General features: G+C 52.8%; 13 protein-coding genes. 3 read left to right on the forward strand and 10 right to left on the reverse strand.

Translation table 11 applies throughout. The features are described from left to right. Positions 1 to 32: 32 nt before the first annotated feature. The 6 genes from nuoF to lrhA form a co-directional block, all read right to left on the reverse strand. The gene (gene nuoF, locus G0034_RS16075) at positions 33 to 1,370 is read right to left on the reverse strand and encodes an NADH-quinone oxidoreductase subunit NuoF (protein WP_006811381.1); all 1,338 of its coding nucleotides are present in this window, start codon (positions 1,368 to 1,370) and stop codon (positions 33 to 35) included. Then, the gene (gene nuoE, locus G0034_RS16080; protein WP_014884636.1) at positions 1,367 to 1,867 is read right to left on the reverse strand and encodes an NADH-quinone oxidoreductase subunit NuoE; all 501 of its coding nucleotides are present in this window, start codon (positions 1,865 to 1,867) and stop codon (positions 1,367 to 1,369) included. The genes nuoF and nuoE overlap by 4 nt, the downstream gene beginning before the upstream one ends. Positions 1,868 to 1,869: 2 nt before the next feature. After that, positions 1,870 to 3,672, reverse strand: coding sequence for an NADH-quinone oxidoreductase subunit C/D (gene nuoC, locus G0034_RS16085; protein ID WP_014884637.1), 1,803 nt, complete (start codon positions 3,670 to 3,672; stop codon positions 1,870 to 1,872). Between the two features lie 89 nt (positions 3,673 to 3,761). Next, positions 3,762 to 4,436 (reverse strand): NADH-quinone oxidoreductase subunit NuoB, encoded by a 675-nt coding sequence (gene nuoB / locus G0034_RS16090; protein WP_003861482.1) that lies wholly within the window; start codon positions 4,434 to 4,436, stop codon positions 3,762 to 3,764. 15 nt (positions 4,437 to 4,451) lie between these two features. Next, the gene (gene nuoA, locus G0034_RS16095; RefSeq protein WP_014171000.1) at positions 4,452 to 4,892 is read right to left on the reverse strand and encodes an NADH-quinone oxidoreductase subunit NuoA; all 441 of its coding nucleotides are present in this window, start codon (positions 4,890 to 4,892) and stop codon (positions 4,452 to 4,454) included. Positions 4,893 to 5,522: 630 nt separating this feature from the next. Continuing rightward, positions 5,523 to 6,461, reverse strand: coding sequence for a transcriptional regulator LrhA (gene lrhA, locus G0034_RS16100; protein WP_179121088.1), 939 nt, complete (start codon positions 6,459 to 6,461; stop codon positions 5,523 to 5,525). 940 nt (positions 6,462 to 7,401) lie between these two features. Between lrhA and alaA the strand changes: the two genes are divergently transcribed. Both alaA and yfbR read left to right on the forward strand, forming a co-directional pair. Then, positions 7,402 to 8,616 carry an alanine transaminase AlaA gene (gene alaA, locus G0034_RS16105; RefSeq protein WP_179121089.1) on the forward strand — a complete coding sequence of 405 codons (1,215 nt, stop codon included), beginning with the start codon at positions 7,402 to 7,404 and terminating at the stop codon, positions 8,614 to 8,616. A 118-nt stretch (positions 8,617 to 8,734) separates the two neighbouring features. Next, positions 8,735 to 9,334 carry a 5'-deoxynucleotidase gene (gene yfbR / locus G0034_RS16110; protein WP_014884639.1) on the forward strand — a complete coding sequence of 200 codons (600 nt, stop codon included), beginning with the start codon at positions 8,735 to 8,737 and terminating at the stop codon, positions 9,332 to 9,334. 52 nt (positions 9,335 to 9,386) lie between these two features. On the opposite strand, the gene G0034_RS16115 is transcribed toward yfbR, so the two are convergent. The 4 genes from G0034_RS16115 to yfbV all read right to left on the reverse strand — a co-directional run bounded on the left by G0034_RS16115 (position 9,387) and on the right by yfbV (position 13,008). Continuing rightward, a complete protein-coding gene (locus G0034_RS16115) occupies positions 9,387 to 11,219 on the reverse strand; it encodes an SLC13 family permease (protein WP_179121090.1) in 1,833 nt (610 codons plus the stop codon). A 75-nt stretch (positions 11,220 to 11,294) separates the two neighbouring features. Beyond that, entirely contained in the window at positions 11,295 to 11,954 is a 660-nt protein-coding gene (locus tag G0034_RS16120; RefSeq protein ID WP_059373646.1) for a sugar phosphatase, read from the reverse strand. 11 nt (positions 11,955 to 11,965) lie between these two features. After that, on the reverse strand, positions 11,966 to 12,460 hold the full coding sequence (locus G0034_RS16125; RefSeq protein ID WP_008502874.1) for a YfbU family protein: 495 nt from the start codon (positions 12,458 to 12,460) through the stop codon (positions 11,966 to 11,968). A gap of 92 nt (positions 12,461 to 12,552) precedes the next feature. Beyond that, positions 12,553 to 13,008, reverse strand: coding sequence for a terminus macrodomain insulation protein YfbV (yfbV, locus tag G0034_RS16130; RefSeq protein ID WP_014884642.1), 456 nt, complete (start codon positions 13,006 to 13,008; stop codon positions 12,553 to 12,555). A gap of 337 nt (positions 13,009 to 13,345) precedes the next feature. On the opposite strand from yfbV, the gene ackA reads away from it, so the two are divergent. Next, positions 13,346 to 14,548, forward strand: a complete 1,203-nt coding sequence (gene ackA / locus G0034_RS16135) for an acetate kinase (protein WP_014884643.1) — start codon at positions 13,346 to 13,348, stop codon at positions 14,546 to 14,548. The last annotated feature ends 30 nt before the right edge of the window (positions 14,549 to 14,578 follow it).

Here is a 14,578-nt window from a genome sequence, read left to right on the forward strand (position 1 = left end):
GTCGTAACCGAGCGTTAATCAAAATTCTGTCTTTACCAGCGTGCTTTCAGCAGGTTCGGCTGAATCCCATTGATAGAATGGGTATTGCTGAACGGCTGCTTGATGCCTGCTTCGAATTCGTCGCGGAAATATTTAATCGCGCTCTGCAGCGGCTCGACGGCACCCGGTGCGTGGGCACAGAAGGTTTTACCAGGGCCAAGGAATCGACACAGTTGCTCAAGTGTCTCGATATCGCCCGGCTGACCTTCGCCACGTTCGATAGCACGCAGGATCTTCACGCTCCACGGCAGTCCGTCACGGCAAGGTGTACACCAGCCGCAGGACTCGCGGGCAAAGAACTCTTCCAGGTTACGCACCAGCGAAACCATGCCGATCTCGTGGTCGACGGCCATCGCCAGCGCCGTACCCAGACGGCTGCCTGCTTTACCAATGCTTTCGAATTCCATCGGCAGGTCAAGGTGGGCTTCGGTCAGGAAGTCTGTCCCTGCCCCACCCGGCTGCCAGGCTTTGAATTTCAGGCCATCACGCATGCCGCCAGCGTAGTCTTCAAGAATTTCACGTGCGGTGGTACCGAACGGCAGTTCCCAGACGCCAGGATTTTTAACGCGACCGGAGAAGCCCATCAGCTTGGTACCGGCATCTTTGCTTGAGGAGATGCCCTGATACCACTCCACGCCGTTGGCGAGGATAGCCGGAACGTTGCACAGGGTTTCAACGTTATTGACGCAGGTCGGTTTACCCCATACGCCGGAGCTTGCCGGGAACGGTGGCTTGGAACGCGGGTTCGCGCGGCGGCCTTCCAGGGAGTTAATCAGCGCGGTCTCTTCACCGCAGATATATCGCCCGGCACCGGTGTGCACAAACAGTTCGAAGTCAAAACCCGTGCCCAGGATGTTTTTACCCAGCAGGCCGGCTTCGGTGGCTTCGGCAATCGCACGACGCAGGTTTTCTGCCGCTTCGATGTACTCACCGCGCAGGAAGATATAGCCACGGTACGCTTTCAGCGCGAAGGCGGAGATCAGCATGCCTTCCACCAGCAGGTGCGGCAGCTGTTCCATCAGCAGGCGGTCTTTATAGGTGCCCGGCTCCATTTCATCAGCGTTACACAGCAGGTAACGGATGTTCATGGATTCGTCTTTCGGCATCAGGCTCCACTTCAGACCGGTGGAGAAGCCCGCACCCCCGCGACCTTTCAGGCCGGAGTCTTTCACCGCGTTAACGATGTCGTCCGGCGCCATGCCGCCAAGGGCTTTACGCGCACCGGCATAGCCGTTTTTGCTCTGGTATTCGTCAAGCCATACCGGCTGTTTGTCATCACGCAGACGCCAGGTCAGCGGATGCGTCTCAGCAGTACGAATTACAGTTTTCATTTGTACTGCTCCAGCAGGTCAGGAATCGCTTCCGGCGTCAGATGGCTGTGAGTATCCTCATCAATCATCATGGTCGGCCCCTTGTCGCAGTTACCCAGGCAGCAGGTTGGCAGCAGAGTAAAGCGACCATCGAACGTGGTCTGGCCCGGCTTGATATTGAGTTTCTTCTCAATGGCAGCCTGAATGCCCTGATAACCGGTAATGTGGCAGACCACGCTGTCACAGTAGCGGATCACATGGCGGCCCACCGGCTGACGGAAGATCTGGCTGTAGAACGTGGCTACGCCTTCTACGTCACTGGCCGGAATACCCAGCACTTTTGCGATCGCGTAGATCGCCCCATCCGGCACCCAACCACGCTGTTTCTGTACGATTTTCAGCGCTTCAATGGACGCCGCACGCGGGTCTTCGTAGTGGTGCATCTCGTGCTCAATGGCGGCACGCTCTGCGTCACTCAGCTCAAAAGCCTCGGTTTGTGGTTGTTGATTCTCGTGCATAATTAGCGGTCCACATCTGACATAACAAAATCGATACTACCCAGATACACAATCAGGTCGGAGACCAGACTGCCGCGAATGGCGGACGGGATCTGCTGCAGGTGCGCAAAGCTCGGCGTACGCACGCGGGTACGGTAGCTCATGGTGCTGCCGTCACTGGTCAGGTAGTAACTGTTAATACCCTTGGTCGCTTCAATCATCTGGAAGGATTCTTGCGCCGGCATGACCGGGCCCCAGGAAACCTGCAGGAAGTGAGTGATCAGGGTTTCGATATGTTGCAGCGTGCGCTCTTTCGGTGGCGGCGTGGTCAGCGGGTGATCCGCTTTGAACGGGCCTTCCGGCATATTGTTGAGGCACTGCTCAAGGATGCGCAGACTCTGGCGCAGTTCTTCCACTTTCAGCATCACGCGGGTGTAGCAGTCGGAAACACCGCCGCCCACCGGGACCTCAAAGTCGAAGTTCTCATAGCCAGAGTAAGGACGGGCTTTACGCACGTCGAAATCAATACCGGTCGCACGCAGACCTGCACCTGTCGTCCCCCACTCCAGCGCTTCTTTTGCGCCGTAGGCAGCAACGCCCTGGGAACGGCCTTTCAGGATGGTGTTGCGCAGTGCGGCTTTCTCGTAAGAGGCCAGACGTTTCGGCATCCAGTCGAGGAATTCACGCAGCAGACGATCCCAGCCGCGCGGCAGATCGTGTGCCACACCGCCGATACGGAACCAGGCCGGGTGCATACGGAAACCGGTAATCGCTTCCACCAGATCGTAGATTTTCTGACGATCGGTAAAGGCGAAGAAGACCGGGGTCATCGCGCCGACGTCCTGAATGAACGTGGAGATGTACAGCAGGTGGCTGTTAATACGGAACAGTTCTGACAGCATTACGCGAATCACGTTAACGCGATCCGGCGTAACGATACCCGCCAGTTTCTCAACGGCCAGCACGTAAGGCATTTCGTTGACGCAACCGCCGAGGTACTCGATACGGTCGGTATACGGAATGTAGCTGTGCCAGGACTGACGCTCGCCCATCTTCTCAGCACCACGGTGGTGGTAACCGATGTCAGGAACGCAGTCGACAATCTCTTCGCCATCAAGCTGAAGAATAATACGGAATGCACCGTGCGCAGACGGGTGGTTCGGACCGAGGTTGAGGAACATGAAGTCCTCGTTTTCGGTACCGCGCTTCATGCCCCAGTCTTCCGGCTTGAAGGTCAGTGCTTCCATCTCCAGATCCTGCTTGGCTTTGGTCAGCTCAAACGGGTCGAATTCGGTTGCACGTGCCGGGTAGTCTTTACGCAGCGGGTGGCCGGTCCAGGTCTGCGGCATCATGATGCGCGTCAGATGTGGGTGGCCGTCGAAGGTCATGCCGAACATTTCCCAGGTTTCACGCTCATACCAGTTCGCGTTCGGGAAAAGTTTGGTGATCGTCGGCAGATGCATGTCGTTTTCAGACAATGCCACCTTGAGCATAATATCCGTGTTGCGGTCTATTGAGATCAGGTGGTAGAAAACGGAAAAATCCGCAGCAGGGAGACCCTGGCGGTGAGTACGCAGACGCTCATCCATGCCGTGTAAGTCAAACAGCATGACGTAAGGTTTTGGCAATTTCTTGAGGAAATCGACCACTTCCAGTAATTGTTCACGCTTCACCCAAACAACGGGTACCCCGGTGCGGGTCGCCTGAACGGTAAAGGCATCCGGCCCAAAACGGTTGCGCAGTTCGCCAATGACGGGGTCATCCAGATGATCCCGGGTCTGCCATGCGGCTTCTTGCGCGGTTAAGTCGGTCATATTGTTCACCATTGCAAATGGTCCGTGGTGACTGTTAAGCCTGGCTTCGCGCTATTTGAGTAGTGATATGCGAAGGTGTTCTCCAGGCCCACAGGCGCAAATTAAATTTCGTCAGGCGTACGCAGGTTGGTGACGGCAATACGTTCACCACGTTTACGCTCGCGCTCAGATTGCATGTTCGCGCGGTAGACACCCTGATCGCCAACAACCCATGAAAGCGGACGACGCTCTTTACCGATAGACTCCTGCAGCAGCATCAGCGCCTGCATATAGGCTTCTGGACGCGGCGGGCAGCCCGGGATGTAAACATCCACCGGAATGAACTTATCAACGCCCTGCACAACGGAATAAATGTCGTACATGCCGCCAGAGTTTGCACATGCGCCCATGGAAATAACCCATTTTGGCTCCAGCATCTGGTCATAAAGACGCTGAATAACAGGTGCCATCTTGGTAAAGCAGGTACCGGCTACCACCATTAGGTCAGCCTGACGCGGGGATGCACGCAGTACCTCGGCGCCAAAACGCGCAACGTCATGCACCGCAGTGAATGACGTCACCATTTCAACGTAGCAGCAAGAAAGGCCAAAGTTGTAGGGCCAGATAGAGTTCTTACGACCCCAGTTGACCATATCGTGCATGGCATGTTCGAGTTTGCCCATGTACACGCTTTTGTTGACTTCTTGCTCCAGGGGGTCGGTTACGATCTCCTGTTTTTGCAGGGGGTAACGGTCATTCTCACCGTTAGGATCTATGCGGGTGAGCGTATAATCCATCTTATTGCCTCGCTGTTACTGCTGACGATTAGAGATACTGTTTTCCGGGTTGATGTGTTCACGACGTGAACGCGCAGGCGTCCAGTCAAGCGCGCCAATACGCACCAGATAAACCAGACCGGCCAGTAACACTAAAATGAAAATTGCGGCCTCGACAAAGCCCACCCAACCACTTTCGCGGATGGAGGTCGACCATGCGAACAGGTAGAGCGCTTCCACGTCGAAGATGACGAAGAACATCGCTACCAGATAGAACTTGGCAGACAGGCGTAAGCGAGCGGAACCTACTGAATCAATACCTGATTCGAAAGGTGTGTTTTTGTGCCTTGCACGGGCGCGACCGCCCAGGAACCAGCCGCCGACTAACATCAGGCAGCACAGGCCAATGGCTACAATAAGAAAGATTGCGAATGCCCAGTGATGAGCGATGACTTCTGTGGATGTTGACATACTCATTGCTTACTCATCAAAAGTGATACCGACGACACTGCTCTTGCTGGCAGATAGGCATCACATCGATTCATGGGGAGGAACAAATAACCTTACACTAACTGTCTGAAATGAGACGTAGACAGCAAAATGATGGGGTTTTTTACTCCTTTCTATAACCTTTTGTCAACTTTAACAAAGGTTTCTTCACATTAAATTACATCGAGCGATTCTCATTAACATTTGGTGCCCTTTAACCCTGGTGGGTACATGACTTTCCGTCAAATGCAGGTTGTTGAATCGTGTCCGTTTTGGAAGTAAAAAAAATAACCCTCCTATTTTGACAGGATTTGCCAACGATTCCTCCCCCCAAATAGGAGTATTTTCTTGATCTGAGACACGCTTTTGTTAATTCAACCAAAAAACCAGCAACATATTTGCTGTTTTTTTAACATCGTTAGGTTATGGATGAAGTTAGAACTGAAAACGAACAAGATTTAAGCAAAAGCATTTATGACATTGATAAATAGACTCTATTTATGAAGCCCCTTCGTCAAACAGGGATAATATTGACAAAAAAAAGCCACTGCGTGCGAAAACGACACGAGTGGCTTTTTTTTACACTTACATTTTGTTACCAGAATTTTGAGCGTTTGATCACTCAAAGTCACCTTCAACGATCAGGGAATCATCCCCTCCTTCGGAGGTAACATGCTCGTACTGCCACGGGTTATGGTAGTTTTCCATCGCCTCGAACACCACTTTCGCCAGCTCGTTGTGACTGGACGCATTATGGCAAAGCAGATACTCAGTATCTGGCAGCGCAGGAAGACCATCAGATTTACCGAGAACGCGCAGGTCAGGGCTCATCATCTCCACCGGACGGGCCGTTACGCCAAGTCCTGCTTTGACGGCGGCACGCACCGCAGGCAGCGTGGACGCTACATACGCCAGACGCCATGGAATATTGGCTTCATTTAATGCCGTCAGCACCATATCGCGGAAAGGGCTCGGATCGTCCAGTAAAACCAGTGGAACGGGCTCCCCTTTTGGCAACACATATTCAGCCGCGCAATACCAGTGCGTTGGCGATCTGCGCAACGTCAGGCAATCAAACTGCCCGGGACGATGCGTGGTGACCACCAGATCGACCTTATTCTCATTTAACATCTCAACCATAAAAGCATTGCGCTTGACGCTCACATCCAGCGCAAGTTTCGGATAAACCGAACTAATTCGGTTGAGAAGAAACGGTAATATTGTATCCGCTGACTCATCAGATGCCCCTAAGGTTAACACTCCCTGAAGGTTGCTAAACATAAGTGACATACATGCTTCATCATTAAAGCGAAGAATTTTCCTGGCATAACCCAGTAGCTGAATACCGTGTTCCGTTAAGAGCTTATTGCGTCCGTGACGGGCAAAAAGCTCTTTACCGACCAGTTGCTCCAGCCGCTGCATTTGCTGGCTAACGGCGGACTGAGTTCGGCAGACGGCGGCAGCAGCTGCTGCAAAAGTGTTGAGATCGGCGACCGCAACAAACGTTCTCAGCAGATCGAGGTCGAGATTCATTATCGGACGATTTGCATTTATCATATCTATTCACTTTCAGGTTGCTCGTGCGGAGCTGCCCGGGTTGAAGCTGTGTGTGTAACAGTTAAGCAATTCCCTCTGAAGATTTTCCCTCGCATCCCGGCCCGGCAGACTGCCTGACAGATAGTTATTGTGCTGCTTTATATCAACAGTCAGAAAGCACGTTTCATGACGATATTTTTATTCTCTTAAACGTTCAGGATATTTAGATGTTCGCAGGTTTATGTAAATTACATTAAAGGCGTGACACCTTTTCTGCCATCTTTATCGCAGCGCTGTCAACGTAGCAGGAGATGTTTTACACATTCCAGCCAGAGATAACTCTAACAATAACAATCAATTAAATCGGAAAACCAGTTTCAGATATACAACATTTGGGTATCTTTCATCTGCTTTACCTAAAGACATCTTAACCCAAATCCACTTTATTTATAAGTCTTATTGCAATATTAAGGAGTAAAGCGCTTTGTTAAGCTTCTCAACTAATTTTATTAAAATTAACTAAAGTTGCATTTTGTTGGTTAATAATAAATAAATTTTAATTTCGATTAAGGTCATTCATTAATAACACTTAACATTATTTTCACATGAGTAACTTTTAGCCGCTGCAGGCTATTACTGCAAGATTTTTTCAACACTCAGGTTTTACGAAAAGTCACGCAGCGTGACTTCTGTCTCTCCTCTACGGGTCATTTATTTCACACCGGGATAATATCCATTTTTTATAATGATTTTCAGCACAATCACCCTTAACTAGCGCATTTTACCTTACGTTACAACAGTAAAAGCGTCAACAAACAGCAAAAAAGATTCACCAGAATTTCACAACATGCACAAAATCTTCTACTGCACACCCTTCAAAACGAAGCGTGGGGGGAGTACATTATTCCGTGCTGACTTCCACGGCAGGGAGTGGCAATAATAGCGAAAAGGTTAAAGGTTCATGTCCCCTATCGAAAAATCCAGCAAGCTAGATAACGTCTGTTATGACATCCGTGGCCCGGTTCTGAAAGAGGCAAAACGCCTTGAGGAAGAAGGCAATAAGGTTCTGAAGCTCAACATTGGTAACCCTGCGCCATTTGGTTTTGAAGCGCCGGATGAGATTCTGGTTGATGTGATCCGCAACCTGCCCACAGCGCAAGGCTATTGCGACTCAAAAGGACTTTATTCCGCACGTAAAGCCATTATGCAGCACTACCAGGCTCGCGGCATGCGTGACGTTACCGTAGAAGATATCTACATTGGCAACGGTGTCTCTGAACTGATCGTCCAGGCCATGCAGGCGCTGCTGAACAGCGGTGACGAAATGCTGGTTCCCGCGCCAGACTATCCGCTGTGGACGGCTGCCGTATCACTGTCCAGCGGTAAAGCTGTCCATTATCTTTGCGACGAATCCTCTGACTGGTTCCCGGATCTGGATGATATTCGCGCGAAGATTACCCCTCGCACGCGCGGCATCGTAATTATCAACCCGAACAACCCGACGGGCGCGGTCTACTCAAAAGAGCTGTTGATGGAGATCGTTGAGATCGCCCGCCAGCACAACCTGATCATTTTTGCCGACGAAATTTACGACAAGATCCTCTATGACGCGGCGCAACACCACTCCATTGCCGCGCTGGCCCCGGACCTGTTGACCGTTACCTTCAACGGCCTGTCTAAAACCTACCGTGTGGCCGGTTTCCGCCAGGGCTGGATGGTACTCAACGGCCCGAAAAAGCAGGCCAAAGGCTATATTGAAGGGCTGGAAATGCTGGCGTCTATGCGTCTTTGCGCCAACGTGCCGGCACAGCATGCAATCCAGACCGCGCTCGGTGGCTATCAGAGCATCAGCGAGTTTATCGTCCCTGGAGGCCGCCTGTATGAACAGCGTAACCGCGCGTGGGAGCTGATCAACGATATCCCGGGCGTCTCCTGCGTGAAGCCAAATGGGGCGCTCTATATGTTCCCGAAAATCGACGCGAAGCGCTTCAATATTCACGACGATCAGAAGATGGTGCTCGATTTCCTGTTGCAGGAAAAAGTGCTGCTGGTTCAGGGGACGGCATTTAACTGGCCGTGGCCGGACCATGTGCGTATCGTGACGCTGCCGCGCGAGGACGATCTCGAAATGGCTATCAGCCGCTTCGGGCGATTCCTCTCCGGTTATCATCAGTAACGTTGCCATTCTGCCGGGTGGCGCTGCGCTTACCCGGCCTACAAAATCCGCAAATTTGCATCTTGCCTCCCCTCCCCGCACAATGAAGTCCTGTCGCAGTGAAGACAAAAGGTAACCTATGAGTCAGAGTCATTTCTTTGCCCACCTCTCCCGCCTGAAACTTATCAACCGCTGGCCGCTGATGCGCAACGTGCGAACAGAGAACGTATCAGAGCACAGTCTTCAGGTTGCCATGGTCGCGCACGCGCTGGCCGCCATTAAAAACCGCAAATTTAACGGGCAGGTGAATGCCGAGCGCATCGCATTGCTGGCGATGTACCACGACGCGTCAGAAGTGTTAACCGGGGATCTGCCGACGCCGGTGAAATATTTCAACTCACAGATTGCGCAGGAATATAAGGCCATTGAGAAAATCGCCCAGCAGAAGTTGATCGACATGGTGCCGGAGGAGCTGCGCGATATCTTTGAACCGCTCATCGACGAGCATCAGTATACGGAAGATGAAAAGTCGCTGGTCAAACAGGCCGACGCGCTGTGCGCCTATCTGAAGTGTCTTGAAGAGTTGTCTGCGGGCAATAACGAGTTTTTACTGGCGAAAACGCGTCTGGAAAAAACCCTGGCATCCCGCCGCAGCGACGAGATGGATTATTTTATGCAGGTATTTGTGCCGAGCTTCCATTTATCGCTGGATGAGATTAGCCAGGATTCACCGTTGTAATTTTAGCCGGGTGGCGGCTTCGCCTTACCCGGCCTACGTTTCTGCGCTCACCCTAAAACGGGAATAAAACCGGAATTAACACCACGCACACCACCATCACCAGCACGGTGAATGGCACGCCAATCTTTACAAAATCACTGAATTTATAATTTCCCGGCCCCAGCACCAGCGTATTGACCGGGGATGAAACCGGCGTCATAAATGCCGCTGAAGCCGCCATCGCCACCATCATCGCAAACGGGTAGGGCGACACGCCCATGGATTTCGCCATCGCCAGCGCAATGGGTGCCATCAGCACCGCCGTGGCGGTATTGGAGATAAACAACCCGATCGTGGCGCACATAATGAACAGGCACACCATCATCAAATACGGTCCGTACCCGCCGCCCATGTCCATGAGCCCTTTAACGATTAAATCTACCCCGCCGGTTTTTTGCAGCGCGAGGGCAAAAGGCATCATCCCCACGATAAGAATGATGCTCGGCCAGTGAATGGCTTTATAAGCGCTCTCGGCGTCGATACAGCGGAATTTACCCATCAGCAGACAGGCTATGATGGCGGCTATGGGGTTTGGAATTTCATCGGTCAGCATCAGCGCGACCATCAGCACCAGACAAAAAATCGCGTGCGGCGCCTGGCTGTGCGCCGGAGACGCATCGCTCTCCTCAACCGGCATGTTGAGCACCACAAAATCACGCCCTTTTTGCCCGAGTTGGCTAATCAACTTCCAGTTTCCCACCACAAGGAAGATATCCCCCAGCAGGATCGGTTCATCCACGACGGCCCCTTCCATCGCCACGCCGTCGCGCTTCAGCCCCACGACGTTCAGGCCATACCGGGTGCGGAACCCCATTTCGCGCACGGTTTTGCCCAACAGTTCGGACTCGGGGATCAGCGAGACTTCAGCCATACCGACATCCAGCGCCTGATCGGAGAAATACTCCCCACGCAGCACCATTGGCTCCAGCAGTTGTTCGCTGCAGAACTCGCGCAAATCCACATCCGCACTGGACATATCGATCAGCAGGACGTCACGCGCCCGAAATTCCGATACGCCATTGACGTTGACGATCACCCGGCGAAAACGGCGCCAGCGTTCCACGCCGATCACGTTCGCCCCATAGCGCTCGCGCAGTTTCAGGTCGTCAAGACGCTGGCCGACCATCGGCGAGCCGGGGCGAATGGCCAGACGCCGTGCCCGCCCGGTGAGGCGGTACTCTTTGATGAGATCGCGGAAAGTGCGCCGCTTCCACCCGTCTTTGTTTCTGTCCTGGTTCTCGCCTTTCAGGGCAAAACGGGTCAGCAGCATATAGACCACGCCCATCGCCAGAATCACCAGACCCAACGGGGTGACGCTGAAAAAGCTGAAGCCCTGAAAACCTTCCCGCAGCAGCTCACTGTTTACGACAAGGTTCGGCGGCGTCGCCACCAGCGTCATCATACCGCTTATCAAACCGGCAAAACTCAGAGGCATCATCAGTCGCGATGGCGAGCTTTGCATCCGCATGGAGACGCTCAGTACCACCGGGATAAAAATAGCGACCACGCCCGTTGAGCTCATAAACGCCCCCAGCCCGGCAACCGTCAGCATCAGATAGATCAGCATTTTGGTTTCACTGCTGCCGGCCACTTTAACCAGCCACGTGCCCACGATGGTCGCCACACCGGTGCGCACCAGGCCGTCGCCAATAATAAACAGGGCGGCAATCAGGATAACGTTAGGATCGCTGAACCCGGAGAAAGCTTCCGGTAGCGTAAGCGTGCCGCTCAGCACAAACGCGACGATGACAAACAGGGCAACGGCATCCATACGCACCTTGCCTGTGGCGAAGAGAATAATGGCGATTAAAAGCAGGCTCAGGACCCAAATCAGTTCACCGTTCACAACCTATCCTTGTCAGTGGAAGATGAGGAATTTTGCCATAAAAAAGCCCCAGCAACGTGGGGCTAAATCATGGGATTACATTTTTAGCGAGACGGTTACAACGCCATCGGGCGCCTTAGACACCGCCAGTGCCGTCAGGGAATCCAGCACAAAGTCCGCCTCACTCAGCCGGGGAGACCCCGCCGGAACGTTAACGGCAATGACGTGACTCCCGGCGTTCAGCCCGGCCAGCACGCCGGCCGCCGCGTCTTCCACGACCACGCACTCAGCGGGAGCGAGGCCCAGCAGTTCAGCGCCAAGCAGAAACGCATCCGGCTCTGGCTTGCCGCGTTTAACGCGTTCAGCGGTAATGAACACCTCGGGCTTCGGTAAACCGGCCGCTTTGTGACGGGCATGCGCGACCGGAACAGAGCCGGACGTGACGATAGCCCACGGGATCTGCGCTTCGTTAAGATGTTCAAGCAGTTCGCGTGCGCCAGGCAGTGCAGTGATACCCTCCGTATCGGTGGCCTCAATCTGCTCCAGGTATTTGAACTCCGCCTGAATCTCCTCCTCAGAACGCCCCGCTAAGAAGTGCCGCAATGAGGTTATGGCCTGCTTGCCATGGATGAAATTCAGTACGTCCTGATGGTCGATACCATGCCTGTCAGCCCAATGGCACCATGAACGCTCCACAACCGGCAGCGAATCCACCAGCGTACCGTCCAGATCAAACAGAAAACCTCTACACTGCACACGCACCTCCGTCAGGCATTAATGATTTGTTGAATTTCGTTGCTGCTTAAATGGTACTGACGCGGGCAGGCGTGCCACGCGCTCAGCATGCGCTGGTATTTATCCCACATTGGGGTCTGCGCGTTAAAGCCGTGGGTACCCGCATCGAAGTGGGTATAACGCCCTTCGGTATTCACCATAAAGCGGACATAGCTCAGATAACGCGCTTCCGTCGCTGCATCAAAGCCTAAGAAGGTGACACGGCGCTCGTCAATGGACTGCTGATCTTTGAGATTAGTCCAGGAAACATGCAGGGCGTGGTACATCTCCATAATGTCGATCACGATGCGGCAGGTTTCTTCTTTCAGCTCACCAAACTCGCGGTCCAGTTCGCGCATTTGCAAACCAAACCCCCGTTCGACGATAGTCTGCAGGCGGCTGTAGCGCGCAGCGTTATCGGGATCAAGCATTGTCATCATTTTGTACTGGTTAGACAAAATCAGACGTTGAGCATGGGTCATTTCCATCTTTCGACTCCTGTAGCGCATTGCACTGTAAAAAAAAGACACGGTAACGGTTTGTTACTGTGCCTTTTTTTGTTAGTCGTTTCGATGATCAATCACAAGTCATCGAGGAATGTTTTATCCAACTGCTTAAAAGCGCGCTTTAACGTATCCGCCAGCGCCTGGTAATCCGGCTTGCCTTCAACCGGAGCAAGCGCCTGCCCGGCCTCCTCCAGTTTTCCACGGACTTCATAAAACCAGTGTAAAATAGAAGGTGGCAGTGGCGTGATGGACCGTTTTCCTAACCACCACAGCCCCTGCATCGGCAGGCTTAACGCAAAGAGTGCTGTCGCCACGGCCGGGCCAAGCTGTCCGCCTAACGCTATTTGCCAGCACAGGGTAAAAATGGCGACAGGGGGCATAAAGCGAATCGCGTAGCGCGTGGCGCGGATGGTGCGATTCTCAATAAACATTGGCGCAAGGCGCTTTTCCATCGGCCACGTCTTTGCGTAATGCTGTCCCCGACGAAACAGACTGAAGAAATTCACGGTAGGGGTTTCGGGTGTCGACATGGCTGTACCTCAACTTCACGTATAAAAATTAAAATTTTTGTGCAAAACCACAACAGGCTATGACAACGTTCAAAATATTTTGTCATCGCTACCCCGTATCGGGTATCCTGTGCCAGCCTGATTGGGCCATAGACGAGAATCATTCACTCGTCAAATTATCGCACATTATGCCATTGGCTGAAAATTGTGCAAAATGGCATAAAATCATAGTTATTTCTTCCATCATGCCACAATGTTCGTTTGGCATGATGTTAATCATAAATGTCCGAGTCATCATGCGTTACGCTGTTAGACTCACTGACGTTTTTTTAGCCACGTATCAATAATAGGTACTTCCATGTCGAGTAAGTTAGTACTGGTTCTGAACTGCGGTAGCTCCTCACTGAAATTCGCCATCATCGATGCGCTCAACGGTGACGAGTACCTCTCTGGTTTGGCCGAATGTTTCCATCTGCCTGAAGCACGTATCAAGTGGAAGATGGACGGCAGCAAACAAGAAGCGGCTTTAGGTGCAGGCGCCGCTCACAGTGAAGCGCTGAACTTTATCGTTAACACTATTCTGGCACAAAAACCAGAACTGTCTGCTCAGCTGACTGCGATTGGTCACCGTATCGTCCACGGCGGCGAAAAATACACCAGCTCCGTCGTGATCGACGAATCTGTTATCCAGGGCATCAAAGATTCTGCCTCTTTTGCTCCGCTGCACAACCCGGCGCACCTGATCGGTATCGCTGAAGCGCTGAAATCCTTCCCGAATCTGAAAGACAAAAACGTGGCCGTGTTCGACACCGCGTTCCATCAGACCATGCCGGAAGAGTCTTACCTCTATGCCCTGCCATACAGCCTGTACAAAGAGCACGGCGTACGTCGTTACGGCGCGCACGGCACCAGCCACTTCTTTGTGACTCAGGAAGCCGCAAAAATCCTGAACAAACCTGTTGAAGAAGTGAACATCATCACCTGCCATCTGGGCAACGGTGGTTCTGTTTCTGCTATCCGCAACGGTAAATGTGTTGATACCTCCATGGGTCTGACCCCGCTGGAAGGTCTGGTGATGGGTACCCGTTCCGGTGACATCGACCCGGCGATCATCTTCCACCTGCACGACACTCTGGGCATGAGCGTTGACGACATCAACAAAATGCTGACTAAAGAGTCTGGCCTGCTGGGTCTGACCGAAGTCACCAGCGACTGCCGCTATGTTGAAGACAACTACGCAGAGAAAGCAGACGCTAAACGTGCAATGGACGTTTACTGCCACCGTCTGGCGAAATACATCGGTTCTTACACTGCGCTGATGGACGGTCGTCTGGACGCGGTTATCTTCACCGGTGGTATCGGTGAGAACGCGGCTATGGTTCGTGAACTGTCCCTGGGCAAACTGGGCGTTCTGGGCTTCGACGTTGATCACGAGCGTAACCTGGCTGCGCGTTTCGGCAAGTCTGGCTTCATCAACAAAGAAGGCACCCGTCCGGCTATCGTTATCCCAACTAACGAAGAGCTTGTCATCGCGCAAGACGCACACCGCCTGACTGCCTGATTCCACACCGCCAGCAATGCTGGCGGTGCT

The organism is Enterobacter sp. T2, from assembly GCF_010692925.1.
Taxonomy (GTDB): Bacteria; Pseudomonadota; Gammaproteobacteria; order Enterobacterales; family Enterobacteriaceae; genus Enterobacter; species Enterobacter kobei.